This is a genomic window from Burkholderia sp. LA-2-3-30-S1-D2, assembly GCF_001523915.2.
GTDB lineage: Bacteria > Pseudomonadota > Gammaproteobacteria > Burkholderiales > Burkholderiaceae > Burkholderia > Burkholderia diffusa.
Genome location: NZ_CP013383.1, coordinates 519,241 through 546,202, shown reverse-complemented (window position 1 = coordinate 546,202; position 26,962 = coordinate 519,241). Strand labels below are relative to the sequence as shown.

Sequence of the window (26,962 nt, the reverse complement as noted above, 5' to 3'; positions counted from 1 at the left end):
TTCGTCAATGACCGCGATGCGGTACGTTCAGCGCCCGACGCGCGGAAAGCGCGCCATCGCTTCGAGCGTGTCGAGTTCGATGTGATTGCGCATGTAGCGCTGGCTCGCGTCGGTGAACGGCTGCCAGTCCCATGCCTGGATGCGGCCCTGCGTCGTCGCCGCGTAATGGAACCGACGCCGCCGCTGGCTCGCGCGCACCTGGGCGTCGAGTTCCGGCAGGTTCCAGCGCCGCGCCGCCTCCGCACGGAATGCGGCGAGCACGTCGGCAGCTTCGGGCAGACCGGCCAGATTCGTACGCTCGCGCGGATCGTCGGCGAGGTTGTAGAGCTGGTCGGGGTCGGCCGGGCAATGCACGTACTTCCAGTCGCCGCGGCGGATCATCACGACCGGCGCGACCGCCCCTTCCGCGAGGTATTCGCCCAGCGCGACGTCGTGCGCGCTCGCGCCCCGCAGATGCGGCACGAGGCTCGCGCCGTCGATTGCGTCGGGCCAGCCGCCGGCCGGCGCCGCGCCAGCCAGGTCGACGAGCGTCGGCAGCAGGTCGACGTGCGATACCGGTCCGCGTATGCGCGCGGCGTCGAAGCGGCCCGGCGCGTGGACGATCAACGGCACGCGGCAGCCGCCCTCGAAGAACGTCATCTTGTACCAGAGTCCGCGCTCGCCGAGCATGTCACCGTGGTCGGACGTGACGATCACGATGGTGTCGTCTGCGAACCCGCATTGGTCGAGCGCGGCCAGCACGCTGCCGAACTGCGCGTCGACGTAGGACGTCGCGCCATAGTACGCGCGGCGCGCGGCGCGGATCTGCGCGTCGGTCGGCGGCGTGCGGTCGTTTTCGCAGACGAAGCGCAGCCGCTGCGAATGCGGATCGCTCTCGGCCGCATCGAGCCGCACGGCCGGCATGTCGATCTCGTCATCGCTGTACAGATCCCAGTATTCGCGCGTGATCGCGTACGGATCGTGCGGATGCGTCAGCGAGACGACCATGCAGAACGGCCGCTCGTCGTGCAGGGCCGCACGCTCGCGCGCCACGTCATAGAGCTTCTGCTTCGCCGCGAACGTGACTTCGTCGTCGAAGTCGAGCTGGTTCGTGCGCACGCACGGGCCGGCCTCGAGCACCGAGCTCATGTTGTGATACCAGCTCGGCCGCTCGGTCGGGCGGTCCCAGTCGGGCACCCAGCCGAAGTCGGCGGGATAGATGTCGGTCGTCAGCCGCTCCTCGAAGCCGTGCAGCTGGTCGGGGCCGCAGAAATGCATCTTGCCGGACAGCATCGTGCGGTAGCCGCCCGCGCGCAGGTAGTGCGCGAAGGTCAGCGTTTGCGCCGGCAGTTCGGCGGCGTTATCGTAAGCGCCAATACCCGAAGGCAGCTTGCCGGTCAGCAGCGAGAAGCGCGATGGCGCGCACAGCGGGCTCGCGCAATACGCGGCATCGAACACCACGCCTTGCGAGGCCAGCCGGTCGAGCGTCGGCGTGCGTGCGACGCGATTGCCGTAGGCCGGCAACGCGAACGGCGTCAACTGGTCGGCCATCAGGATCAGGATGTTGGGAGTCGGGTTCGTCATCGGCGGTCGTGGGGAAATCGGTGTTCGAACGGAACGGTGCGACGCCTGGGCAGCGGCGCAGCCAGCATGACGGACGCAGCGTGAAGAAAGTGCCGCGCGCACCGGCCGCGACTGGCTAGAATCGCGGAAGGATCGGCACGGTGCCGTGCCGTCCGAAGCACTATCCCCCGCCCGAATTCGCGCGGGAAGGCGTCCGGCCCTTATGAGGCCATTAGAGAGACTTATGTCGAAATCCGAACCGTTACCGTCGATGCAGGCGCTGCGCGCGTTCGAATCGGCCGCCCGTCTCCAGAGCTTCACGGCCGCCGCGCGCGAGCTCGGCTCGACGCAGCCGGCCGTGAGCCAGCAGGTGTTCCAGCTCGAGGCGGAACTCGGCGTGCCGCTGTTCGAGCGCAGCCCGCGCGGCGTCACGCTGACGAGCGACGGCCAGTGCCTGTACGAAGCCGTGCGGGTGAGCCTCGACACGCTGCGCGGCGCCACCGCGACGCTGCGCGCGCGCCGCGAGCATGGCGCACTCACGATCGTCACGGATTTCGGTTTCGCGACCTACTGGCTGATGCCGCGCCTCGCGGGCCTGAAACGCGTGATGCCGGACGTCGACGTGCGGGTCGTCACGTCACAGGACTTCGACGCGCAGCGCGACCACGCCGACATCGCGATCCTGTTCGGCGATGGCCACTGGCCGTCGTGCACGGCCGCGCGGCTCTTTCCGGAATCCGTCACCCCGGTCTGCTCACCCGCGTTCCGCGCCGCGCACCCGCACGTCGCCCGGCCCGACCACCTGCATGCGCTCCCGCTGCTGCACGTGCAGCCGACGCGCCCCGAACGCTGGCTGTCGTGGGCCGGCTGGTTCGACGCGCACGGCCTCGACGCGCCGGCCGCCGCGCGCGGCGTGACCTTCAACAGCTATGCGCTCGTGATCCATGCTGCGCTGCTCGGCGAGGGTGTCGCGCTCGGCTGGTCGCCGCTCGTCGACGAGCTCGTCGCGTCCGGGCAGCTCGTGAAGCTCGTCGACGCGCCGGTCGTCACGTCGCGCGGCTACTTCCTCGTGCGTCCACCGCAGCGCCCCGAGCCGGACGCGACCCACGTGTTCCGGCGCTGGCTGCTGGATGCGTGCGCACCTGCCTGAACGATCGTCCGGCCGGCCGGAGGATACGCGCCCGACGCAGGCCGTACCGGCTGCGCCCCGCCGCCCGACGCCCGCCGGCGAGCCCGCACATGAAGCGCCGCCCCCGCCCGGCCGCGCTGGCGCGCCGATACCAGCCACACGGCGGGTTGGTTCTATCCGCGCCGAAAACGGCCTGATTTACTTGAGTCTCCCGCTACCCGCGTAGCCTGGCGCCCCGGTGCGCCGCCGCGCGGGTTCGCGCCCCATGACTCCGAGGAACTCCATGACCGCCGACTCACGCCCCGATCAATTCGTCCTGACGCTGTCGTGCCCGAGCGCGGCCGGCCAGGTCGCCGCCGTCGTCGGCTTTCTCGAGCGCCATCGCTGCTACGTCGATGCGCTGAACGTGTTCGACGACGATCTCAGCAACCACTTCTTCGTGCGCTGCGTGTTTCATCCGACGGATGAGACGCTACAGATCGACGCGTTGCGCCAGGAGTTCGGGCCGATCGCGACCGGGCTCGCCGGCGGCGGTGAAGGCGATACGCAATGGGCGATCCACGACGTGAACGCGCGCCCGAAAGTGCTGATCATGGTGTCGAAGCTCGAGCACTGCCTCGCGGACCTGCTGTTCCGCTGGCGGATGGGCGAGCTGAAGATGGACATCGTCGGCATCGTGTCGAACCATCCGGATTTCGAGCCGCTCGCCGCGCAGCACGGGCTGCCGTTCCGCCACTTCCCGATCACGGCCGACACCAAGGCGCAGCAGGAAGCGCAGTGGCTCGACTTCTTCGAATCGAGCGGTGCCGAACTCGTGATCCTCGCGCGCTACATGCAGGTGCTGTCGCAGGAAACCAGCGCGAAGCTCGCGAACCGCGCAATCAACATCCATCACTCGTTCCTGCCCGGCTTCAAGGGCGCGAAGCCGTATCACCAGGCGCATGCACGCGGCGTGAAGCTGATCGGCGCGACCGCGCACTTCGTGACCGACGATCTCGACGAAGGTCCGATCATCGAGCAGGTGGTCGAACGCGTCGATCACGCATTGCGTCCCGAGCAACTGCTCGCGGTCGGCCGCGACGTCGAATGCATCACGCTTGCACGCGCGGTGAAGGCGTTCATCGAACGCCGCGTGTTCCTGAACGGCGACCGGACGGTGGTGTTTCCGTAAGCACATACATTCGGCGCGCAGCCAACAAAAAACCCGACCGGCAGCAACAACCGGTCGGGTTTTTTATCGCCTGACGTTCGACGCTTCGCGCGACGGGTCCGGGTGCGGTGTCCGGATTCGTCACGCGCCGCGCGTGCAGTGGTCAGGTGCTCACTTCACCCACGCGAAGTGGTACGACAGCCAGATCGTGAGGCCCGCGCCGACCAGCGCCGCATACGGCATCAGGTTCAGCCACATCGCGCGCTTCGGCACCTCGAGTTCCATGTCGCGCTGCATCTGCGCGGGGAACCGGCCGCGATCCTGCCAGTAGTGGCGATAGAGAAACACCGGCACGATCAGCAGCATCGCGATCAGCCCGTTGCGCAGCGTGCCTTCGCCCTGCAGGTTCGCACCCGCGCCGACATAGACGAGGTTCGCGTAGCCGCAGATCGAACCGGCGACGAGCAGCCAGGTCGGGCAGCGGAACGGCCGATCCCAGTCGCCGCGATCCATCCGGTGGATCCAGCCGGACTGAAGGTTCAGGAATACGAACAGCATGTAGCAGACGTTCGAGATCGACAGCACCGTCATGTAGTCCGACATCATCAGCAACACGAGGTTGAAGCCGAGATCGGTCCACATCGCCCGCGTGGGCGAGCCGTGCTCGTTCACGTGCGACAGATACTTCGGCAGCCAGCCGTCGACCGATGCCTGGTACAGCGTGCGCGACGAGCCCATCATCGACGTCATCACGATCAGCAGGATCGAGAGCATCAGCATCACGACGACCGCATTCGCGACCCATGCGCCGCCGCCGACGATCTTCGCCATCGCGGCCGCGACGCCGGTGCCGTCGCCGATCGACGGATCGAGCATCGCCTGCGTGCCGAGTGCGCCCTGGAACGCCATCGGCACGAGCGTCATCACGACGAGACACAGCGCGCCCGACCAGAAGATCGCTTTCGCGGTGTCGCGACGCGGATCACGGAATTCACGCGTATAGCAGACGGCCGTCTCGAAGCCGTACGACGCCCAGCCGGCCATGAACATCGCGCCGAGCGCCATCGTGACGCCCTGCCCGTTCCACGACCCGAAGGTCGCGGTCGTGAGGTTGCCTTGCGCATCATGACCGAGCGGCAGCAGCGGAAGCAGGTTCGACATCGGCACGTCGCCGGTGACGAACGGCACGATGCCGACGATCAAGAGCGGCGTGAGCGACGCGATGCCGAGGATGCGCTGCGTGCGTGCCGCCTTCGACGCGCCGCTGTGCTGCAGTTTGAACGTGATGAGAAGCAGAATCGTCGCGATGATGAATGTCGCGTTGATTCGAAGGGAAAGACCCGGCTTGATGAACCCGAGGTCCGCAACCTTGAGCTGCCAGTGCAGCACCGCCGCATCGGCGGGAAAGAGACTCGTGAGGGCATAGCTCGCCGCGAGGCCGCAGCCGAGCGCGAGCATCGGCGACCACGCGAGCCAGTTGCACCACACGGAAACCGGGGCAATCAGCTTGCTGTATCGAACCCAGCCGATCGCGCCATACACCGACGCGCCGCCCGATTTATGGGGAAATAGCCCCGATATTTCCGCATAAGTCGCGCTTTGAATCAGCCCCATCGTGATCGCGGCGATCCAGATCGCCCACGCGGGCTGGCCGATCGTCGCGCATACGCCGCCGATCGTGAACAGCACGCCTGCCGGCACGCCGCTCGTTACCCAGAATGCGTCTTTCCAAGTCAGGCCACGGTGCAGCGTGTGGCCCGTCGAATCATGTGAGATGGTTGCCTCAACTCCACTGGTGCGATTAGCACGCAGTCCTGCCTGACTCATCCAATTCCTCCTCTCGATCAGAGTGAGCACTTCAGCGCTTACTCCGGTCTGATGCAAAGCAGATGATTCCGCACGAGGGCGCTAGTGTAACAACTTACGCGCATCTTTGCAGAATCGGAAAAAGAAAACCGGGATACGGCCGCATGAATCCTCGATTATTTCGGATTCCTTCAGGCCATTCCCGGCGTGTTGTTTTATGATTTCGCGCGACGAACCGCAGCGATCTTACTGTGCGCCTTCAGTCCACGAATTCACGCGGTCCGCATGCGCCGCAATCCATGCATCGGCGGCCGCTTCCGGCTTCGAACCGTTCTGGATCGCGAGCATCACGCTGTCGATCTCGCCCGGCTTCCACTGGAACTTCTTCAGGAACGCGACAACCGGCTTGGCCTTCGTTTCGAGCTGCGGATTCACGACGCTGTCGACGTGCTCCGCGCCGCCGAACACCTTCTTCGGATCCTCGAGGAAGCGCAGCTTCCACTTCGCGAACATCCAGTGCGGCGCCCAGCCGGTCACGATCACCGGCTTGTTCGCGCCGACGGAGCGCGACAGCTCGGCCGTCATCGCACTGCCCGAGCTCGGCATCAGCGTGTAGTTCAGGCCGTAGCTCTTGATCGCTTCGTCGGTCTTGCGCATCACGCCCGCGCCCGCGTCGATGCCGACGATCCGGCCGCCGAAGCTGCTTTTCTCGGCATTCAGATCGTCAATGCTCTTCGCCTTCACGTAGTCGGGGACAATCAGACCGATCTTCGCGTCGGGGAAGTTCGTGCCGAGATCGACAACCTTCGCCTTGTATTCGCTCCAGTAGGAACCGTGCGTGACGGGCAGCCACGCGGACAGCGTCGCGTCGAGGTCGCCGCGTGCCACGCCCTGCCACATGATCCCGGCAGCGACCGGTACGAGCTGGACCTGGTAGCCGAGCTTCTTCTCGATCACGCGGGCCGCGACATTCGAAGTCGCAACGCTGTCGTCCCAGCCCTCGACGTAACCGATCTTCAGCGTGGGCTTCGTATCGGCGAGCGCCGACGCGCTCAGTGCCACCATCGCCGACAGTGCGCCGGTCCACAACAGTTTTCCGAACAACTTCATGGTCGATCTCCTTGAAATGCGCACCGTGCGCGTTGTCTCTCTAGGTTCTTCAACCACAATTCCGCGGTATCGTTGTTTTCCGACGGATGCTTGTCCGGACGCGACGCGACGCCCCCGGACATGCAATGGCTCGTATTGATTATTTGTCGATCACAAGATCAGACAACGGCTTGCTGCAGCACAGCAGCACCATCCCCTGATCGATCTCGCGCTGGCGGATGCCGCCGTTGTGCTTCATCTCGACCTGCCCCGACACGAGCTTGACCTTGCAGGTGCCGCACATGCCCTGCGTGCACGACGCAGGCAGCCGCACGCCCGATTGGCGCGCCGCGTCGAGCACGTGCTGCTCCGAGCCGCACGAAATCTCGCGGTTGCTCTTCGCGAAGCTGACCGTGTACTGCTTCGTCGCGACGTCGGCGCCGTCGGCGGCCGGCACGAGTTCGGCGAGCACGTCGTCGCTCGCGGTCTGCGCGAGCGTTTCGAACGAGAAGCTTTCCTCGTGATACTGCTTGCGATCGAAGCCGGCTTCGTCGAGCAGGTCGCGCACGGCCTTCATGTATGGCGCGGGGCCGCACGTGAAGATCTCGCGCTCCATGAAGTCCGGTGCGATCAGTTTCAGCAGCGGCAGCGTCAGGAAGCCCGTGACGCCCGGCCAGTTGGTGCGTGCACCGACACGCTCGACGACGAACGACGTGCGGAAATTCGTATGGTTCGACGCGATCAGATCGAGTTCGCGCGCGAAGATGATGTCGTCCGGCGTGCGTGCGCTGTGCACGAACAGGATGTCGCGATCCTCTGCAAGATCATGGTGCGCGCGGCTCATCGACATCAGCGGCGTGACGCCCGAACCGGCCGACAGGAACAAATACTTGCGCGCCGGGTGCCGCGCGCACGTGAATTCGCCGGCCGGGCCGAGCACACGCACCGACGCGCCCGGTTGCAGGTTGTCGTGCAGCCAGTTCGACACCTTGCCGCCCGGCACGCGCTTGACCGTGATCGAGATCGTGTGCGGCCGCGCCGGCGACGACGAGATCGTGTAGCACCGGTTGATCGTCTCGCCTTCGATGTCGAGCTCGAGCGTGATGAACTGCCCGGGCTCGAACGAGAACGCACGGCCCTGCGGCGAACGGAAGAAGAAACTCTTCACGTCGTGGGTTTCCTGCCGCACGTGGCAGCACACCAGCGTCTCCTCGACGTCGCTCGTCCAGCGCTCGGGAAGCGCGTTCCAGAACGCCGGGTGCGTAACCCGGCTGTCCGCCGGCTCGAAATTGGCCGCATCTCGCATCATGTGTAACTCCGCTTGCTGTTCCGCTGACTACTACGCGCCGGTCTTTTCGGCGAGCCGGCCGATGTACCAGGCCGAGAATTTTTCGACGAGACCTTCCGTGTACGGCGAATACGGGCCCGGCTCGTACGCGCTGCTGTTCGCACCGCGCTGCGAGAACTCGACGAGCGCGCGATCCTGGTCGTTGGTCGCGTTCCACACGGCCGTCAGGTTCTTCACGTCGTAGTCGATGCCTTCCTTCGCATCCTTGTGCACGAGCCACTTGGTACGTACGAGCGTCTTGCCGGCCGACAGCGGAATCACCGAGAACGTCACGATGTGATCGCTCATGAAGTGGTGCCACGAGTTCGGCTGCGTCCAGAACGACAGGCCACCGAGGTCGGCCTGTTCGAACTTGCCGAGCAGCTTCTTCGACGCGACCTTCGCGTCGAGCGTTTGCGATTCGCCGCTACGGTCGAGCGGCAGGCGCTGCGTGCGGAAGCCCGTCACGTCGAGCAGCTTTTCGATTTCGGCGGACGGCAGGCCCATCTCGGCCCACTCCTTGCCACGGCGCACGCAGGTTTCCGCGAATGCGTCCATGCCTTCGGCGTTCGCGTCGGAGCGCTGGTAGCCGAAGCCGTATTCGTACAGCGAGATCGTCAGCTCGGGATGGTTCGCGACGCAGTGATAGCACTCGCGGTTGTTCTCCATCGTGAGCTTCCAGTTGCCTTCCTCGATGATGTCGATCTGTGCGGCGATCTTCGTGCTCGGGAGATCGTGCGGCAGCAGATACGGCTCCATCTGGGCGCGCAACTGCGCGAAATCGACCGGCGGCTCCTCGGCGAGGCAGATGAAGATCAGCCCCGCGAGGTTCTGCACGTGCACCGACTTCAGGCTGTGCTTGCAGCGATCGAACTGCTCGCCCATGTGCTCGGCGAACATCAGCTGGCCCGTCAGGTTGTAGGTCCAGCTGTGGTACGGGCACACGATGTTGCCGACCGAGCCTTTATCCTCGTTGCACAGGCGCGCGCCGCGGTGGCGGCACACGTTGTGGAACGCGCGGATTTCCATGTCGTCGTCGCGCACGATCAGGATCGAGTCGCCGCCCAGTTCCACGGTCAGGTAGTCGCCCGGCTCGGGAATGTCCGGTTCGACCGCGACCTGGATCCAGTGCTGGTGGAAAATCGCCTCCATGTCGAGGGCGAAAATTTCCTCGCTCGTATAAAACGGCGCCTCGAGGCTGTAACCTTCCTTGCGTCGCTCGATCAGTGCGCGAATGTCTGCCGATACTTTCATCGTTTGCTCCGGATTCCTTGCGTCCCAGTGTGGTTGCCGACAGGCATCAAAATCAGTAGTCGATGAGCTGATGCTCGCGCAAATACGCGAGGATCACTTGTGCTTTTTCGACTGAACTCCCTTCATTTACGACGTTGCCGCCGCGGCTTTCGGTCGTCGTCGCCGACAGCATCCGGGCATGCCCGGAGCGCTTCTCGGCGGCGACCAGCTTTACGGGTTTACGCTCGATCGGGCCAACCTTCCACGCGCTGGCATCTGCATCCGCGCCGGTCGACGTCAGCGCCGGGCGGATCGCCCCGGCCCGCAGCCGCGCATACGCGTAGCGCGGCGCCACGTTGGCGAGCGGATGGACCGCGACGACGGCAGGCAGCGCCGCGTCGACGCGCCGCCGCAACCCTTTCGGCAAGAATTGCCGGACCGCCGCGCGGCCGCCGTCGACCGTCACGTCGACGGCCGAGCCGACGAGCGGATAGCCGAGCGTCGCGGCGACGCGATACGGCAGCATCCCGGTGTCGTACGCGCCCTCGGCGCGGGTGCCGGTCAGCACGAGGTCGTAGCCTTCGACCCGCGCGGCGAGCGCATGCGCGGCATCGTCGCCGTCGTGGCAGGCCAGCACCTCGACCTGCCGCGCACCGAGCGCGAGGTATTCAGCAAGCGCTTCATTCGCGGGGTCTCCCGCATGGAGCACGTCGAGCTGCGCGCGATGCCGCTCCGCGAGCTGACGGCCGACCTCGAGCGCGGCCGCGTCGTTGCGGCTGTAGCGCGCGGTGCCGCTGACCGGGTGCCGGCCCACGGAGACGAGCACCGCGATGCGTTGCAACTGGCGGGGGGCGTTCATGCTGCGACTCCTTCGGATTCACGGGCGCCGACCGCGGTCGGCGATTGTCCGCGCGACGCGCGCGCGGCCTGCACCTGTTCGATCAGCGCGGCGATCGTCGCCTGCGCGTCGCCCACCACCGTCAGGTTCGCGCGCTTGGCGATCGGCGCGCTGCCGTCGAGGTTGACCGCGATCACGTGGCGGCAGTCCTTGATCCCCTGCAAGTGCTGCACCGCGCCCGAGATGCCGAACGCGATGTACACGCTGGCCTCGACCGTCTTGCCGGTCGCGCCCACCTGCTTGTCGCGCGTGAAGTGACCGTTGTCGACCGCGACGCGGCTCGCGCCGATCGCCGCGCCGAATGCGCCGGCGAGCCGCTCGAACGCGCCGATGTCGGACACGCCGTTGCCGGCCGATACGATGAAGTCGGCTTCCTCCAGCGCGACCTGCGCCGCGTCGATTTCCTCGAGGCCGAGATCGCGGTACGGTTGCGCCGCGTCGCCGGCCGGGCGGATGAAGTCGGCGGCCAGACGCTCGCCGGCACCGACGAACGGCAGTTTTGCTTCGACCGCGTTCTGCGCAAGCAGGATCACGTCGGGCAAGCCTCGCGTCGCGAACGCACGGCCAGCCTGCGCATACGCGCCGACGTGCTTCGCGTCGATCTCGACCACGTGGGTCGCGATGCTCGCGCCGGCGGCCGCCGCGTAACGCCGGCCCAGGTCGCCGTCGCCGGTCGCGTTGTCGGGCACGAACACGTGCTTCGGCGCGAGCGCCGCGGCGCAGGCCTGCAATGCTTGCAATTCGCTTTCGGGCGCAAAGGCGCGACGGTCGAAGTCGGCCAGCTCGATCAGCTTGTCGACGCCGAGCTCCGCTGCGTCATCCTTCAGTTCGCCGAACGCCAGCAGCGCGACTTCCGTCTGCGCGTCCGCGAGCACCGCGGCGGCGGCGACCGCCTGACGCGCATGGTCGTCGAGCGCGCCGCGCTCGGTGTGCGCCACCACCAGCATCACGTGCTTCGGGTCCTGCACCGCGCGGCGCGGCTTCGCGGCCGCGGCGCCATGACCGTGCGCGGACCACTGCGTGGCGCTCGCGTCGGCGCTGCCTTCCTCGCCCAGCGTGATGCGCTTCAGGCCCGCGGCCGTGATGATGAACGGCCGGCGCGGATCGATTCGTTTGATCGTGTTCATCGATTCACTCCAGCGAGGCGGCAACGAGTTCGGCCACGTCGAGCACGTCGGGGCGCGGGCCCACGACGCCTTCGAGCATCGCCGTGCAGTTCGGGCATCCGACCGCGACCACGTCCGCGCCAATGGCGCGCGCGTCGGCGATGCGGATGTCGGGAATACGCTGCTTGCCCGGGATGTCGGTCAGCGGCGCGCCGCCGCCACCGCCGCAGCAGCGGCCGCGCATGCCGTTGCGCTCCATCTCGACGACCTTGATGCCGATCGTCTTCAGCAGCTTGCGCGGCGATTCCGTCTCGCCGTTGTAGCGGCCGAGGTAGCACGGGTCGTGATACGTGGTGCGCTTCTCGCGCAGCGCCTCGACGGCCTTCGGCGCGATCTTGCCGCTGTCGGCCAGCTCCGCGAGGTAAGTCGTGTGATGCTTGACCGTCACGCGCAGCCCGAGCGCGCGGTATTCGTTGCGCAGGCTGTGCATCACGTGCGGGTCGGCCGTCACGATCTGCTTGTACGACAGCGAGCCGAGCGTGCCGATCAGGCGCTTCGCCATCTGCTGGAACGTCGCTTCGTCGCCGAGGCGTCGCGCGACGTCGCCGGTGTCGGTCTCGGTCCCGCCGAGCACCGCGTAGTCGACGCCCGCCTTGTTCAGCACCTTCACGAATGCGCGCAGCGTACGCTGGTAACGCATGTCGAACGCACCTTCACCGGCGACGAACAGCACATCGACCGGCTTGCCGGGTTGCGCAACGGGTGCATTCAGGTCGACCGACCAGTCGTAACGTGCAGCCGTGTCGTAGCCGCCCATCGTGCCGGTCTCGCGCAGGTTCGCGAGCACTTCCTGGCCCTTGCCCGGCACCGTGCCATGCACCAGGGTGCGGTTGCGGCGCATGTCGACGATCGCGTCGACGTGCTCGATCAGCATCGGGCACTCCTGCACGCAGGCACGGCAGGTCGTGCACGACCAGAGCGTCTGCTCCTCGATCAGACCGGACACGATCGGGCCGTTCGGCTCGCCGCGATGCTGGCCGACCGCGAGGCCCGGCGTCGGGCTGCCGGCGTACGCGGCGTCGGTGCCGCCCGCCATGCCCACGACGAGATCCTGGATCAGTTTCTTCGGGTTCAGCGGCTGGCCCGATGCGAACGCGGGGCACGCGGCCTCGCACTTGCCGCACTGCACGCACGCGTCGAAGCTCAGCAGCTGGTTCCAGCGGAATTCGACCGGCTTCGCGACGCCATACTCCTCGTGCTCGATGTCCGGCAGCTTCAGCGCGGTCGGCGGCGTGGCCGTGCCGTTGCCCGTGAAGGATTCGCGGGTGGCCGCGAAACGTTCCTGGCGCGGGTGGAATGCGAGGTGCAGCAGGCCGGCGATCGCGTGCTTCATCGGGCCGCCCTTCGCGGCGCCGACGGTCATCGTGAATGCGCCGGCGCCGATCAGCAGCGCGCAGAGCACCGCGAACGCACCCGACATCGCGCCGGCCGGCACGACCATGAACAGCACGAGGCCGAGCGCGAACGAGCCGAGCAGCCAGGGCAGCGCATTCCATGGGCCGCGCGACAGGCGGGCGGGCACGTCCTTGGCCGCGCGGCGGCGCCAGACGAACACCACGCCGACGAGCATCGCGAGGGCCGCGAGGAAGATCAGCTTGTCGAGCCACGGCGAGTAGATCGCCAGGCCGTAGTTGACGAACACCAGCGCGAGCGCGGCGATCGCGCCACCGGCGGTCGCGACGTGGGTCTTCGCGATGTACGGATCGCGGGCAACCACGTGGTGCAGGTCGACGAAATAGCGCTTCGGGATCGCGAACAGGTTCGCGACGCCGAACGAGCCGGGCGCCGTCGCGCGCCCGAGACGCCAGTAGGACGAGCGCTTCGCGACCGCGAACGCGAGCCCCGCCACCGACAGCCACAGCAGTGCGGTAATGAGGAAAGCCGGATTCATCTTTAGAAATCCTTGACGAGACGCAGCGAGTCGTAGATCGCACCGTGGACGTTGTGCATCGAGATGCAGTCGCCGACACGGAACAGCAGGAAGCGGCCGTTGCCCAGTTCTTCCGACAGGCACGGCTGCGGCTCGGCCGCGAACAGCGTGTGCGGATCGATCTGGCCGTGGTTCACCGACTCAGGCTTGAGCTTCCAGTACAGCTCGTCATTCGGCGACGAACCGTTCTCGATCACCACCTGGTCGACCGCGCGCTCTTCCAGTTCCTCGGTGTATTCGTTGCGCAGCACGGCGATCATCTTGCCGTTTTCCTCGTACACGCGATCGAGCATGGTGTTCGGCGTCGGGATCACGCCGAGCGCATACAGGCGGCGATAGAAGATCGGGAACGTCGTGCCGCCACAATCGTCGGCCACCTTCACGTCGGGGGTCACGACCTCGACCTTCGAGCCGCGGCTGGCCATGAAGTCGGCCACGCCGGCGCCCGCATGCGTGCTCACGCCGTCGAACAGCAGCACGTTCTGCTTCGGCTCGACCTTGCCGGTCAGGATGTCCCACGAGCTGACGGCCAACCCTTCGGCCACGCCCCAGGCCGGCACCTGCCACGTGAAGCTCGAGCCGCCGGTCGCGAGCACGACGATGTCCGGCTTCTCGGCCATGATCATCTTCTCGTCGGCGGCGACGCCCAGGCGGCGATCAACGCCCAGGCGCTTGGTTTCCATGTCGAACCAGCGAATGATCCCGGACATCTGTTCGCGCTGCGGCGCCTTCGCGGCGATCATCACCTGGCCGCCCACTTCGGTGTTCTTCTCGAACAGCACCACGTCGTGGCCGCGCAGCTTCGCGACGCGTGCGGCCTCGAGCCCCGCGGGGCCCGCGCCGACCACCACCACCTTGCGCTTCGGGCCGCGCGACTTCTCGATGATGTGCGGCATCGTCGCTTCGCGCGACGTCGCGGCGTTCTGGATGCAGAGCACGTCGAGGCCGTTGTACTGGCGGTCGATGCAGTAGTTCGCGCCGACGCACTGCTTGATTTCGTCTTCCCGGCCGTCGCGAATCTTGATCACCATGTGCGGATCGGCGATCTGCGCGCGCGTCATGCCGACCAGGTCGATCATGCCGGTGGCGAGCAGGCGCTCGGCCTGGCCCGCGTCACGGATGCTCTGCGCGTGCATCACGGGAATCTTCACCACCGACTTGATGCCGGCCGCGAGGTGCACGAACGGCTCCGGCGGCAGCGCCATCGGCGGCATGCAGTTGGCGATCGTGTTGTGCGTGTCGCCGCCCGACCCGACCACGCTCAGGTAGTCGATCAGGCCCGTCTCCGACATCGCCTGCGCGATTTCCTTCAGTGCCTCGTGATCGAGACCGTCCTCGTGGAATTCGTCGCCGCACATCCGCAGGCCGACGCAGAAGTCCTTGCCGACCGCTTCGCGCACGGCCGTCAGCACTTCGATGCCGAAGCGCAGACGGTTTTCGAGGCTGCCGCCCCATTCGTCGGTGCGATGGTTCGAACGCTTGCTCCAGAACTGGTCGATCAGGTGCTGGTGCGCGGCGGAGATCTCGATGCCGTCCATGCCGGCTGCCTTCACGCGCTTCGCGGCCGCCGCGAAGTCGCCGATGATGCGGCGGATTTCCTCGATCTCGATGATCTTCGCATTGCCGCGGTGCACCGGCTCGCGCACGCCCGACGGCGACATCAGATGCGGCCAGTGCTCGCCATGGAACGACGAGCGGCGGCCCATGTGCGTCGCCTGGATCATGATCTTCGCGCCGTGCTTGTGCATCGTGTCGGCCAGGCGCGTGAGCGGGTCGATGATCTTGTCGTTCGACAGGTTCACCGACTTCCACCAGCCCTGCGGGCTGTCGATCGACACGGGGCTCGAGCCGCCGCAGATCGCGAGGCCGACGCCACCCTTCGCCTTCTCTTCGTAATAGCGGATGTAGCGGTCGCCCGGCAGGCCGCCCGGCTCGGCATACACCTCCGCGTGCGCGGTGCTGACGATCCGGTTGCGCAGCGTCAGCTGGTTCAGCTGCATGGGTTTGAACAGGTGGGGATAACGCATCGCAGGCGACCTCTGGCGTTCGAATGTCTCGTGTTGCGGGTGTTGTTGTGTTGCTGTGTCGTGATGTCAGCGCATCAGTGCGCGATCGGCGACACTTCGAAGACGCAGTGGTCGTGGTGCTCGGCCGCACACTGCACTTCCTTCGATTGCGCGCGCGGCGCGCCCTTGCCTTCCGGCGTCGTGTCGTTGACCCAGTCCATCGCGCCGGCGAACCAGCCCGCGAACATGTAGCAGAGCTTGCCTTCCTTGCCCGGCTGCTGGAGCACGAACGACGAGTGGCGCAGCTCGATCTTCGCGCGCGCGCTGGCCGGATCGGCCTCGATGATCGAGAACAGGCCCCAGCCGCGTTGCGACAGGCGCTTCAGGTAGTGCTCGAACACGGCCATGCCGGTCAGCCCGTGCAGCTTCGCCTCCTTGTCGCACCAGTGGTATGCGGACTTGTAGCCGGCCTTGTAGAGGATCTCGGCATACGCCTCTACGCCGAGCGCTTCTTCGACGGCGACGTGGTTGTTCGTGAAGAAGTGGCGCGGCACGTACAGCATCGGCAGCGCGTCGGTGGTCCAGACGCCGGTTTCGGGATCGACGTTGATCGGCAGTTGCGGTTGCATCGTGGTGACTCCGTGAGGAAAAAAGGCCGCGCGGTTCTGGCGCAGGCACGACATCGTCCGCGTGCCCGCGCTGCAAGCGCCGGCACGTCCCGATTGTTCTTGTGTTGAATCGCGGGCGGCGGTTCGGGTCGGCGGGCGCTTACGCGCCCCACACGTCCTTGAACACGCGCACCCAGTTCTCGCCCATGATCTTGCGGATGCGCGACTCCTTCCAGCCGTGGCGTTCCATCGCCGCAGTCAGGTTCGGGAATTCGCCGATCGTGCGGATGCCGTCCGGGTTGATCACCTTGCCGAAGTTCGTCAGCTGGCGATAGCGGCCCTTGTCGTGCGTCAGCATGTCGAAGAATTCCTTCGCGAAATCCTGCGTGAAGTCCGTGCCGATGCCGACCGCGTCTTCGCCGATCAGGTTCACGACGTAGTCGATCGCCTCGATGTAGTCGTCGATGTTCGCCTCGATCCCGCGCTTCAGGAACGGCGCGAACATCGTCACGCCGACGAAGCCGCCGGCGTCGGCGATTTCCTTCAGCTGTGCGTCGCTCTTGTTGCGCGGATGTTCCTTCAGGCCCGACGGCAGGCAGTGCGAGTAGCACACCGGCTTCTTCGAGAACGCGATCGCCTCCGACGACGTGTTGCCGCCCACATGCGACAGGTCGACCATGATGCCGACGCGGTTCATCTCGGTGATCACTTCGCGGCCGAAGTCGGACAGGCCGCCGTCACGCTCGTAGCAGCCCGTGCCGACCAGGTTCTGCGTGTTGTAGCAAAGCTGCACGACACGCACGCCCATGTCGGCGAACGCCTCGATGTAGCCGAGGTTGTCCTCGAATGCGTGCGCGTTCTGGAAGCCGAGGATGATGCCGGTCTTGCCTTCCTTCTTCGCACGGAAGATGTCGTCGGTCGTGCGCACCAGCGTCAGCAGTTCGCCGTTGTCGCGGATCTTCTTCTTCATCACGCCGATGTTGTCGACGGTCTTGGTGAAGTTCTCCCACACCGACACCGTGCAGTTCGCGGCCGTGATGCCACCCTTGCGCATGTCCTCGAACACCGGCTTCTCGAACTTCGAGATGTTCAGTCCGTCGATGATGATGCTGTCCTGATGCAGCGTGCTCATATCTGCCTCTCGCTCAAGTCTCTACTTTTGTGGGGGTCGTCGATCAGTAAATCGGGAAGCGCTCGCAGAGCGCGAAAATCTCGCGGCGCACGCGCTGTTCGGTCGCGTGGTCGCCTTCCGGGTTCGCGCGCAGCGCGTCGAACACTTCGAGAATCAGGCGGCCGACCTCGCGGAACTCCGCGACGCCGAAGCCGCGCGTCGTGCCGGCCGGCGTGCCGAGGCGGATGCCCGACGTGACGGTCGGCTTCTCGGTGTCGAACGGAATGCCGTTCTTGTTGCAGGTGATGCCCGCCCGTTCCAGCGCCTGCTCGACCGGCGCGCCCTTCAGGCCCTTCGGGCGCAGGTCGACCAGCAGCAGGTGGTTGTCGGTGCCGCCGGTGACGAGGTCCACGCCGCCCGCCTTCAGCACTTCGCCAAGCGCCTGAGCGTTCGCGAGCACGTTGTCGATGTAGGTCTTGAAGTCCGCGTGCAGCACTTCGCCGAACGCGACGGCCTTGCCGGCGATCACGTGCATCAGCGGGCCGCCTTGCAGGCCGGGGAACACGGCCGAGTTGATCTTCTTCGCGATCTCTTCGTCGTTGGTCAGCACGAAGCCGCCGCGCGGGCCGCGCAGCGTCTTGTGCGTGGTCGACGTGACGACGTGCGCATGCTCGACCGGGTTCGCATGGCGGCCGGCGGCGATCACGCCCGCGATGTGCGCCATGTCGACCATCAGCTTCGCGCCGACGCTGTCGGCGATCGCACGGAAGCGCGCGAAGTCCAGCGCGCGCGGGTACGCCGAGAAGCCGGCGATGATCAGGTTCGGCTTGTGCTCGTGCGCGAGCGCTTCAACCTGGTCGTAGTCGATACGCATCGTGTCGCGGTTCACGCCGTATTGCACGGCATTGAACCACTTGCCCGACAGCGCCGGCTTGGCGCCGTGCGTCAGGTGGCCGCCGGCGTCCAGCGACATGCCGAGCACGGTGTCGCCCGGCTTCGCCAGCGCGAGCATCACCGACCCGTTCGCCTGCGCGCCCGAGTGCGGCTGCACGTTCGCGTAGCCGGCGTTGAAGATCTGCTTCACGCGCTCGATCGCCAGCGCCTCCACCTCGTCCGCGAATTCGCAGCCGCCGTAGTAACGCTTGCCCGGATAGCCTTCCGCATACTTGTTGGTCAGCACCGAACCCTGCGCCTCCAGCACCGCGCGCGACACGATGTTTTCCGACGCGATCAGCTCGACTTGCGACTGCTGGCGCTCGAGCTCCTTCAGGATGGCGCTGCGCACCGGAGCGTCGCGCTCGGCGAGGGGCTGCGAGAAGAAAGGCTGGGTGTTCGACATAGTGCGTCCGTGACGAAGAATAAAGGGCGTGCAACCGAAGCTCGAGGCCCGCCATACCTGGGTTTCCAGCGCATCCAGTGCAAGGCTGCCGACGGCTCTATTCTTGTCGTTCGGATTTTCGGCGGATTGATGAATTTAGACGCGTTCTTTGCCTTTTCCGCCATGCGCGTCCGTTTTGTACAAGTGACCGGTCGTGCTTTTTCCGATGACGAAGCAAACCGGCGTGTGCGGTTTGTCCACGGACAGGCACTTCGCCGGTGCCTGAGTTGCGCGTCGAGGGTGCAGCGCAGCCCGTTTACGGTGCAGTGCAGCATCCGCCTTCCACCCTTACGACGTATGCAGCTAGGGTTTAGCCGTATGGCACGCTTGTTGCGCTCGCTCACACAATACCGTAGCCCGATCCGTGCCTCTCGGGCCAAAAGCTATTAGAGATTCAAGGAACGCCCCCCATGTCGCCCGACCGCACAGCGTCGCTGTCCCACTTCGCGTTCATGCCTTTACCGAACTTCACGATGATCGCGTTCACCAATGCGATCGAGGTGCTTCGGATGGCGAACTACCTGAGCGGCCAGCCGCTCTATCGCTGGTCGATCATCAGCCCGGAAGGCGGCCCGGTCACGGCGAGCAACGGCCTCACGGTCGACACGGGCCCGGCCGAATGCGTGGGGCAGCCGGATATCGTATTCGTGTGCGGCGGTGTCGACGTGCAACGCGCGACCACGCCCGCCCATCTGTCGACGCTGCGCCGCTTCGCGCGCATGGGACTGCCGCTCGGCAGCCTGTGCACGGGCACCTATGCGCTCGCGAAGTCGGGGCTGCTCGCGGGCTATGCATGCGCGATCCACTGGGAAAACATGTCGGCGCTGAAGGAAGAGTTTCCGGACACGCGCTTCCTGAAGGAACTGTTCGTGGTCGACCGCGACCGCATCACGTGCACGGGCGGCGTCGCGCCGCTCGACATGATGCTGAACCTGATCGCCGCGCGCGTGGGCACCGCGCGCGTCACGCAGATCGCCGAGCAGTTCATCGTCGAACACGTGCGCGACACGAGCGCGCAACAGCGGATGCCGCTCGTCGCGCGGCTCGGCTCGGCGAACAAGTCACTGTTCGAAGTGATCTCGCTGATGGAAAACAACATCGAGGAGCCGCTGTCGCGCGAGGAACTCGCACGACTCGCGAACATGTCGCAGCGCCAGCTGCAGCGGCTGTTCCGCGAGCATCTCGGGATGACGCCCACGCACTATTACCTGACGCTGCGGCTGCGCCGCGCGCGCGAGTTGCTGCTGCAGACCGACATGTCGATCATGCACATCACGATGGCGTGCGGCTTCCAGTCGGCCTGCCACTTCAGCAAGAGCTATCGCGATGCGTTCGGCGTCGCGCCGACGCGCGAGCGCCGCAAGCAGGTCGCACCGCTCGCGCAGGGCGCGGCGGCTGCCGCACCGGCGTTTCCGGCGCATGTGATTCACGCGTGACGCGGGCGTGGCGCGATAAAAAAGGCGGCCTCGAGGCCGCCTTTTTGCTGGGGCTTACGATCCCCACACCTGCATTTCGTCGAGCGAATAACCCCACTGCGTCGCCCGCTTCGTGCCGAACATCCGCACGTAGCGGCCCTGCGCGTTCAGGTTCGGCAGCGTGACGTGACCGTACGACACGCCGTTGTTCGTCGAGTAGACCGTCGAGCTGGCAGCCGCCCGCCGTCGTCGACGAGAAGAACACGTAGTCCGTGCCGCTCACCGGCGCCGGATCCGAGTTGTTGCTCATGCAGTCGCTGATCGGCAGCGCGTTCGGCGTCGACGCTGGATCCGCGGTCTTCGCATACCTCTGGTCGGCACCGCCCGTGTCCTTCCGCCGCGCGTAGAACACCAAGCCGTCGCCGTACTTGACGTAGCTGTGACAGACGAGCTTGCCGGTCAGTGCGGCGGGAAACGACGCCTTGGATTGAGCCGGGGATTGTTGATGCAGGCCGCTTCGGCGGCGCCGCTGAGCAAGTTGAGCGCGAGGCCGGCCACGAGGCCCGCGACGAGGAACTTCGATTTCACGCTGATTGCCTCCGGGTAAGGTAAGGACGCTGCGCACCCGATCCCGCACACATTGCGCGGGCGTCACGGATCCGCCGTCGGGGAGCGTGAAGACCTTATCGATCACGCGTCGGGAATAAGGCTCGCGAAGAATGCCGGTTCGCTGGTCTTAAGAAAGGGATCGGAGTCGGTCGAAAACGTGCGTATCGGCGAGTTGCGGATGAACGATTGGGGCGGGATTGAACGCGACGGACGCCGTGCTACTCTTTTTTCAGCGACGGCCGTGATCGGCCGGAGGCCAGGCATGAAGCGATATGCGGTGCTCGCACAGACGATTGCCGATTCGATCCGGCGCGGCGACCTGTCGGCAGGCCCACGCATGCCGACCGTGCGCTCGGCATGCCGCGCCTATCGTGTAAGTCCTTCCAATGTGTTTCGCGCGTGCTGGTTCATGACCTCGTTCCACAACCCGACCGGCGCGACGCGGCCAGACGAGCGCAAGCGCCGGCTGATCGAACTGCTCGCATCGCACCAGGTGCCGCTGATCGAGGACGACGTGTTCGGAGAACTACATTTCGGCCCGACGCCCACGCGCCCCGCGAAACTGTATGACGACAACGGGCTCGTGCTGCATTGCGGTTCGTTCTCGAAGTGCCTCGCCCCCGGTTTCCGGGTCGGCTGGGTCGCGGCCGGACGTTACGTGAAGCAGATCAGGCAGGTGAAGAACGCGAGCGCGCCGGCGGCGGACGTGCCCGCGCAGATGGCCGTGTCCAGCTATCTGCGCAACGGCGCGTACGACCGCTTCCTGCGCAGGCTCCGGCTCAACCTCGCGGCCCACCAGGCGCAGATGCTCGCGGCCGTTCGCGCGTACTTCCCGGCCGACACCGAGGTGTATGCCCCGCGCGGCGGATATTTCCTGTGGATCGAATTGCCGCCGCACGTGGATGCGATGCAGTTGTTCGGCGACGCGATGGAGAATGGGGTCAGCCTCGCGCCCGGGCCGATCTTTTCGATGACGGGCGCCTTTCACCGCTACGTCCGGCTGAACTATGGCCGACCGTGGACCCCTGCCGTCGAGGACGCGATGCGCACCATCGGAAGGCTCGCGGGGCGGCAACAGCAGACGAGGTAGCAACGATCATGCAAGTCCTGCCCAACCGGAAAGTCCGCACGCGCGACACGCTGCGCGGCGCACTGAACCTGCGTGCCGAGCCGCGCGCCACCGTCAGCCAGCGCTGCCGGCAGTGCGGCTTCATGGCGTTCCGCGCCAGCGAGCAGTGCCCCGTCTGCGGACACGGAGGCTGGCCGTTCGCGCCGCTGCGCCGATCGAACGACGATGCGCCCGCCGCGCAGGCCACGCCCCCGCACGAGGCGCAGCCCGTCCCGACGTGGTCGTCGCGCGTCGCGGCCGCGGTGCGCGGCGCGGCGGTCCAGCGGCCGCGGGCGTCGAGCGCGCCGCTGCTGAGCATCCTGACCCTCGTGATGCTGGTCGGCGGCTATGTGACGTATGACCGGACGTGCCTGGTGGATCCCGTCTGTCGCGGACCGGGCGCGTCGCGCCCGGTGACGGCGTACGCCAGTCTGCATGCGGCTGACGCGCCGACGTTGCCGGTCGGGCCCGCGCCCGCACCCGTCCAGGCAATGCATCCGGCCGAGCGCGCGGCAGTCGACGCCGATCGGCTCGCCGACGCCAACGTCGACACCGACGCCGATCGGTCGAGCAAGGCCGCTCAACCCGGCAATGCGGGCACGCCCGGACACGTGGCAGGACGCCCGATGACGACGCTCGCGCGGCACGCTCCACCGGTTCACGGGCCGGACAGCGCGCGCGGCGGCGGCATTCGCGTCGCCCGCTGGAAAGGCGGTGCCACCGCGACGCGACGCGGGCACGCGATACGCCGCGTGGCCCTGCATACGCGTCATGGTCGGCGCGCGATGGCGAGCGGTGCCGAAACGGCGATGATCTATCGCGGGCATTGAGCGCGCGGCGCACGGCGACCGCAGCCACGCCCACAACGAAAAACGGGCGGCACCGACTCCGGTGCCGCCCGCTTCATGCCCGTCGTTCGTGCGTCAGGCCGCCAGCAAGCCGTGCGGATCGATCACGAATTTGCGCGGCGCGCCGCCGTCGAACTTCTTGTAGCCTTCCGGCGCCTGGTCGAGCGAGATCACTTCGACGTTGACGATCTTCGCGATCGGCAGACGGTCGAACAGGATTGCCTGCATCAGGTTGCGGTTGTACTTGAGCACCGGCGTCTGGCCCGTGAAGAACGAGTGCGACTTCGCCCAGCCGAGGCCGAAGCGGATGCTCAGGCTGCCGTGCTGCGCGGCCTTGTCCTTCGCGCCCGGATCGTCCGTCACGTACAGGCCCGGGATGCCGATCGCGCCGGCCGGCCGCGTGATTTCCATCAGCGAGTTCAGCACCGTCGCAGGCGCTTCCTCGGAATGGCCCGACGAACCGTGGCCGTGCGCCTCGAAGCCGACGCAGTCGACCGCGCAATCGATCTCCGGCACGCCGAGGATCTGCTCGATCTGCTCGCCGAGCGACGCGTCCTTCGACAGGTCGACCGTCTCGAAGCCCATCGCCCGCGCGTGCGCGAGGCGTTCCGCGTTCATGTCGCCGACGATCGTCACCGCTGCGCCGAGCAGGCGCGCCGACGCGGCCGCCGCCATGCCGACCGGGCCCGCACCCGCAATGTAGACCGTCGAGCCCGGCTTCACGCCCGCGCTCACCGCGCCGTGATAGCCGGTCGGAAGAATGTCGGAGAGGCAGGTCAGATCGCGAATCTTCGCCATCGCCTGGTCGCGGTCGGGGAATTTCAGCAGGTTGAAGTCCGCGTACGGCACGAGCACGTACTCGGCCTGGCCGCCGATCCAGCCGCCCATGTCGACGTAGCCGTAAGCGCCGCCGGCACGCGACGGGTTCACGTTCAGGCACACACCCGTATGCGTGTCCTTGCACATCGCGCAGCGGCCGCATGCGACGTTGAACGGCACCGACACGAGATCACCGATCTTCAGCGTCTCGACGTCCGGGCCCACCTCGACCACTTCGCCCGTGATCTCGTGACCGAGCACGAGGCCGACCGGAGCGGTCGTGCGGCCGCGCACCATGTGCTGGTCGGAGCCGCAGATGTTCGTGCTCACCACTTTCAGGATGACACCGTGGCCGATCGCGCGGCCGGTCGGATCAACCATTTTCGGATAATCGATCTTCTGCACTTCGACCTTGCCCGGCCCAAGATAGACGACACCTCGATTGCTGCTCATCGTATTGTCTCCATGTCTCGTTGATGGCGCTGCCGCGCGCCGACGGATGCGGCGCTACGCAACGTGCTGTTCGAGAGTAGTCCCGGAGGTGGGGGCCCCGATGTCTCAAACGCGACATGCGTTTGAACGGTGCCGACATCCATGGCGGAAACACGAAAGTCGGGTCAGGAAAGACGGCCGGAGAGCGCGATCGTGCAAGGCACGGAACGCGTGAGCGCGCGCCCGGCCGATCGGCGCGAGCGGCCCGCCCCGTCGGTCGGGCGCGCGTTACCCGCCCTGATTCTCGCGAACGATCGCGGCGGCCGCCGCTTCCGCGTCGCTCGCCACCCCGTCGTGCACGCGCGTACTGACGGCCGGCGTCGGCGGCTCGCTGTCGAGCGCATGGCCGTCGCGGTTGCGCGTATCGACCGTCGCACGCATCGACAGCCCGACCCGCAGCGGATGCGCGGCCAGATCGTGGGGATCGATCGCGATCACGACCGGCACGCGTTGCACGACCTTGATCCAGTTGCCGGCCGCGTTCTGCGAGGGCAGCATCGAGAACGCGCTGCCGGTGCCGGCCGAGAAGCCCTGCACGCGGCCGCGATAGGTCACGCGCGAGCCGTAGAGATCCGACACGATCTCGACCGGCTGCCCGATGCGCATGTGGCGGATCTGCCCTTCCTTGAAATTTGCCTCGATCCACAACTGGCTGAGCTGCACGATCGACATCAGCGGCACACCGGGCCCGACCTGCTGGCCGACCTGCACAGAACGTTGACCGATCGTGCCGTCGACCGGCGCGACGATCGTCGTGCGCTTCAGGTTCCGGTACGCGAGCTTGAACTGCGCGGCCGCCTGCACGACGGCCGGGCTTTCGTCGACGGGCAACCGGGTGCCGAGCGCGCGCGCCGCATCGAGCTGCGCCTGTGCGGCCGCGAGATTGGCCTGCGCACCGGCGACCGCCGCGCGCGCGCGCGCCAGTTCCTCCGGCGCGACGATCTCGACCGACGCGCCCGAGCGCGCGGCGAGCGCGCGCTGCGCGAGCGACAGGTCGGCCTGACGCGCGGTCACGGCTTCGACGTACATCGTGTTCGAGATCTTCGCGTTCGCGACCTGCCGCACGGCCTGCACGAGTTGCGCCTTCGCCTGTGCGAACGCGACGGACGCCTCGGTGTCGTCGAGCCGCACCAGCGTCTGCCCGGCACGCACGGCCTGCGTATCGGCGACCAGCACGTCGGTCACGGTGCCCGGAATCTGCGCCGCGACCTGCACGATGCTGCCTGCGACGTACGCGTCGTCGGTGTCTTCGTAATAGCGGTCATGCAACAGCCAGAACGCGATCCAGACGAGCGCGGCCAGCAGCACGACCGCGAAGAACAGCGTGAAGCGCTTGCGGCGCGTCGCCCGGCGCGCGTCGAGTGCGGGATCGTTCAGGGCAGCCGGCTGCGCGGCGGTATGAAGGTTGTCGTGGTGCATCAGTCGCTTTGCGTAACGATCAGGCGGTCATGCTGGAACAAGGGGATCGGCGGCATGGCCGACGGGCGCGGCGCTGGATTCACTGCCGCCGTGCGCGCGGAAACGGGGGCGCCGCGAGGCGTCGCGCCGCCGGCCGGCGTGCGGGCCGCGTCGTCGCGTCGTGCAGCCGCCGCATTCGATGCTGCGACGACCTGCGGGACGGCCACGCTCCGCGCACGCGCATCGGTCGACGGCCCCGCCACCGACTGGCTGGTGGTCGCGGTGGCGACCGGTGCGGTCGTGGCGGTCGCAGCCGCCACGGCGGGCGCTGCGGATGTGGCGATCGAAGCACCCCGCTTCGCCGCCCCGCCGCGCGCCCGATGCACGGTCGGCGCCTGCGCGACCGTCGCGCCTGCGTCGAACCCGCCGCCCAGCGCACCGATCAACCCGACACGCAGCGTCCGCTGCCGGCCGAGCAACGCGATCATCTGTGCGCGCTCGTCGATCAACGTGAGATCCGCGACATCGACGTCCTTCTGCATCAGCACGCCGCGCCGATGACGGTCAGTCGCAATCTCCACGATCTTTTGCGCGGCCGCGACCGCGTCCTGCTGCTGCGCGACGAGCGTCTGCGACGTACGCAGAGACGTGACGATCTGCGCGACCTGACCGAGCGCGTCGTCGACGGTCTTGTTGTACAGGCCGATCGCGACGTCGGCCTGCGCGACGTCCGCGCCGAGCTTCGCCTTCAGCCGGCCGCGATCGAATACCGGCAGCGAGATCGCCGGGCCGACGGAGCCGCCAAGCGCGTCGCGCGAGAACAGCGACGCGGGCGTCAGCGCAAACACGCCGCCGAGCGCGACGAGATTCACGTCCGGATAGAACTGCGCGCGTGTCGAATCGGCATTCGCGAACGCGGCCTCGACACGCAGCCGCGCGGCGACGATGTCGGGCCGCCGGCCCAGCAGATCGGCCGGCAGCCGCGCGGGCAGCGCGCCGCCGGCCAATGCGCCGACGCGCGGCCGCCGCAGCGCGAGCCCGCGCTCCGGGCCGCGGCCCGACAGCACACCGAGCTGCAGTTGCGCGAGCTTGATCTGCTCGTCGTTCAGCGCGATCTGCGCGAGCAGCTTGCTGCGCTTGATCGATGCGTCGCTCGCGTCGTACGCGTTGTCGAGCCCGCGCGCGGTACGCTCGCGCAGCACGGCCGTCACGCGCTGGCTGACCTTCAGCTTCTGCTGCAGCAGATCCTGCGTCGCGTACGCCTGGTCGAGCTGGCAGTACACGGTGACGATCGCGACCGCCAGCGTGAGCCGCACCTGCTCGGCCTCGACCCGCGCCGCTTCACGCAGCGACATCAGGCTCTTCGTCGCCGCGCGGTTCTTGCCCCACAGGTCGAGCTGGTAGTTGAGCCCGACGAACACCGACGACGGCGATACGTTCGGATCGCCAAATATCTCGACGGGCACGCGATAGCCGCCGACCGACACGTTGGCGACGTCGTCGCCCGGCTTCGGCATCCGCGCGCGGCTGATCGTTGCGCCGGCCGTGCCCGTCAGCCCCGTCAACGAATCGAACTGCTGAAGCTGCGCCTGCGCGATCCGCAACCGCGCCTGAGCGACCTGCAGGTCGGGATTGTTTTGCGATGCCTCGGCGACCAGCGCGTCGAGCTGCGGATCCTGCAGTTGCTTCACCCAGTCGGGTGCGGGCCACGCACCGTTCACGCCGGGGCCGGCCGTGTGCGCGAGCGCATCGTCGGCCGGCGCGCGCAACGACAGCGACGGCAGGAAACCCGTCGGCACACATCCGCCCAATGCCATCGCCGCCGCCGCGGCGCCGATCAACGCACCGCCCTTCACGCCACGCGCCAGCGCTGCCGCATTTTCTTTCACACGCCGCATCG

19 protein-coding genes and 2 pseudogenes are annotated in these 26,962 nt (G+C 67.0%); 5 read left to right on the top strand and 16 right to left on the bottom strand.

Translation table 11 applies throughout. From position 1 onward, the window contains the following. Window positions 1-27: 27 nt before the first annotated feature. The gene (betC, locus tag WS66_RS02455; RefSeq protein WP_059600240.1) at window positions 28-1,563 is read right to left on the bottom strand and encodes a choline-sulfatase; all 1,536 of its coding nucleotides are present in this window, start codon (window positions 1,561-1,563) and stop codon (window positions 28-30) included. 202 nt (window positions 1,564-1,765) lie between these two features. Between betC and WS66_RS02445 the strand changes: the two genes are divergently transcribed. Both WS66_RS02445 and purU read left to right on the top strand, forming a co-directional pair. Further along, the gene (locus tag WS66_RS02445) at window positions 1,766-2,692 is read left to right on the top strand and encodes a choline sulfate utilization transcriptional regulator (protein ID WP_082728881.1); all 927 of its coding nucleotides are present in this window, start codon (window positions 1,766-1,768) and stop codon (window positions 2,690-2,692) included. A gap of 262 nt (window positions 2,693-2,954) precedes the next feature. Continuing rightward, window positions 2,955-3,842, top strand: coding sequence for a formyltetrahydrofolate deformylase (purU, locus tag WS66_RS02440; protein ID WP_059600242.1), 888 nt, complete (start codon window positions 2,955-2,957; stop codon window positions 3,840-3,842). Between the two features lie 150 nt (window positions 3,843-3,992). On the opposite strand, the gene WS66_RS02435 is transcribed toward purU, so the two are convergent. From WS66_RS02435 to WS66_RS02385, 11 genes are all read right to left on the bottom strand, one after another. Next, entirely contained in the window at window positions 3,993-5,648 is a 1,656-nt protein-coding gene (locus WS66_RS02435; RefSeq protein WP_059600243.1) for an APC family permease, read from the bottom strand. Between the two features lie 225 nt (window positions 5,649-5,873). Continuing rightward, window positions 5,874-6,737, bottom strand: coding sequence for a glycine betaine ABC transporter substrate-binding protein (locus WS66_RS02430; RefSeq protein WP_059600244.1), 864 nt, complete (start codon window positions 6,735-6,737; stop codon window positions 5,874-5,876). A 139-nt stretch (window positions 6,738-6,876) separates the two neighbouring features. Further along, a complete protein-coding gene (locus WS66_RS02425) occupies window positions 6,877-8,025 on the bottom strand; it encodes a hybrid-cluster NAD(P)-dependent oxidoreductase (RefSeq protein ID WP_059600245.1) in 1,149 nt (382 codons plus the stop codon). Window positions 8,026-8,055: 30 nt separating this feature from the next. After that, entirely contained in the window at window positions 8,056-9,297 is a 1,242-nt protein-coding gene (locus WS66_RS02420; RefSeq protein ID WP_059600246.1) for an aromatic ring-hydroxylating oxygenase subunit alpha, read from the bottom strand. A gap of 52 nt (window positions 9,298-9,349) precedes the next feature. Then, window positions 9,350-10,135: an electron transfer flavoprotein subunit beta/FixA family protein gene (locus WS66_RS02415; RefSeq protein ID WP_059600247.1), complete on the bottom strand. Its 786-nt coding sequence runs from the start codon at window positions 10,133-10,135 to the stop codon at window positions 9,350-9,352. Next, on the bottom strand, window positions 10,132-11,301 hold the full coding sequence (locus WS66_RS02410; RefSeq protein WP_059600248.1) for an electron transfer flavoprotein subunit alpha/FixB family protein: 1,170 nt from the start codon (window positions 11,299-11,301) through the stop codon (window positions 10,132-10,134). Before WS66_RS02410 ends, WS66_RS02415 begins: the two co-directional genes overlap by 4 nt. Before the next feature lie 4 nt (window positions 11,302-11,305). Further along, window positions 11,306-13,231: a (Fe-S)-binding protein gene (locus WS66_RS02405; protein WP_059600249.1), complete on the bottom strand. Its 1,926-nt coding sequence runs from the start codon at window positions 13,229-13,231 to the stop codon at window positions 11,306-11,308. A gap of 2 nt (window positions 13,232-13,233) precedes the next feature. Continuing rightward, window positions 13,234-15,297 (bottom strand): NADH:flavin oxidoreductase, encoded by a 2,064-nt coding sequence (locus tag WS66_RS02400; RefSeq protein ID WP_059600250.1) that lies wholly within the window; start codon window positions 15,295-15,297, stop codon window positions 13,234-13,236. A 74-nt stretch (window positions 15,298-15,371) separates the two neighbouring features. After that, window positions 15,372-15,905, bottom strand: coding sequence for a DUF5943 domain-containing protein (locus WS66_RS02395; RefSeq protein ID WP_059600251.1), 534 nt, complete (start codon window positions 15,903-15,905; stop codon window positions 15,372-15,374). A 139-nt stretch (window positions 15,906-16,044) separates the two neighbouring features. After that, the gene (locus WS66_RS02390) at window positions 16,045-17,016 is read right to left on the bottom strand and encodes a dipeptidase (RefSeq protein ID WP_034186088.1); all 972 of its coding nucleotides are present in this window, start codon (window positions 17,014-17,016) and stop codon (window positions 16,045-16,047) included. Window positions 17,017-17,059: 43 nt separating this feature from the next. Next, window positions 17,060-18,334 (bottom strand): serine hydroxymethyltransferase, encoded by a 1,275-nt coding sequence (locus WS66_RS02385; protein WP_059600252.1) that lies wholly within the window; start codon window positions 18,332-18,334, stop codon window positions 17,060-17,062. A 449-nt stretch (window positions 18,335-18,783) separates the two neighbouring features. On the opposite strand from WS66_RS02385, the gene WS66_RS02375 reads away from it, so the two are divergent. After that, entirely contained in the window at window positions 18,784-19,809 is a 1,026-nt protein-coding gene (locus WS66_RS02375) for a GlxA family transcriptional regulator (protein WP_059600253.1), read from the top strand. A 54-nt stretch (window positions 19,810-19,863) separates the two neighbouring features. Here WS66_RS02375 and WS66_RS02370 read toward each other — a convergent pair. Beyond that, window positions 19,864-20,376 (bottom strand): annotated as a pseudogene (locus WS66_RS02370) (hypothetical protein). A 415-nt stretch (window positions 20,377-20,791) separates the two neighbouring features. Between WS66_RS02370 and WS66_RS02365 the strand changes: the two are divergent. Both WS66_RS02365 and WS66_RS33515 read left to right on the top strand, forming a co-directional pair. Beyond that, window positions 20,792-21,487: pseudogene (locus WS66_RS02365) on the top strand (aminotransferase-like domain-containing protein); the annotation flags it as partial. Between the two features lie 8 nt (window positions 21,488-21,495). Further along, entirely contained in the window at window positions 21,496-22,335 is an 840-nt protein-coding gene (locus WS66_RS33515; RefSeq protein ID WP_059600255.1) for a hypothetical protein, read from the top strand. 93 nt (window positions 22,336-22,428) lie between these two features. Here WS66_RS33515 and fdhA read toward each other — a convergent pair whose 3' ends face one another. From fdhA to WS66_RS02345, 3 genes are all read right to left on the bottom strand, one after another. Beyond that, window positions 22,429-23,625, bottom strand: a complete 1,197-nt coding sequence (fdhA, locus tag WS66_RS02355; RefSeq protein ID WP_059600256.1) for a formaldehyde dehydrogenase, glutathione-independent — start codon at window positions 23,623-23,625, stop codon at window positions 22,429-22,431. Between the two features lie 267 nt (window positions 23,626-23,892). Further along, window positions 23,893-25,083, bottom strand: a complete 1,191-nt coding sequence (locus tag WS66_RS02350) for an HlyD family secretion protein (protein WP_059600257.1) — start codon at window positions 25,081-25,083, stop codon at window positions 23,893-23,895. Next, window positions 25,083-26,960, bottom strand: coding sequence for an efflux transporter outer membrane subunit (locus WS66_RS02345; RefSeq protein WP_059600258.1), 1,878 nt, complete (start codon window positions 26,958-26,960; stop codon window positions 25,083-25,085). The genes WS66_RS02350 and WS66_RS02345 overlap by 1 nt, the downstream gene beginning before the upstream one ends. Window positions 26,961-26,962: the final 2 nt, after the last annotated feature.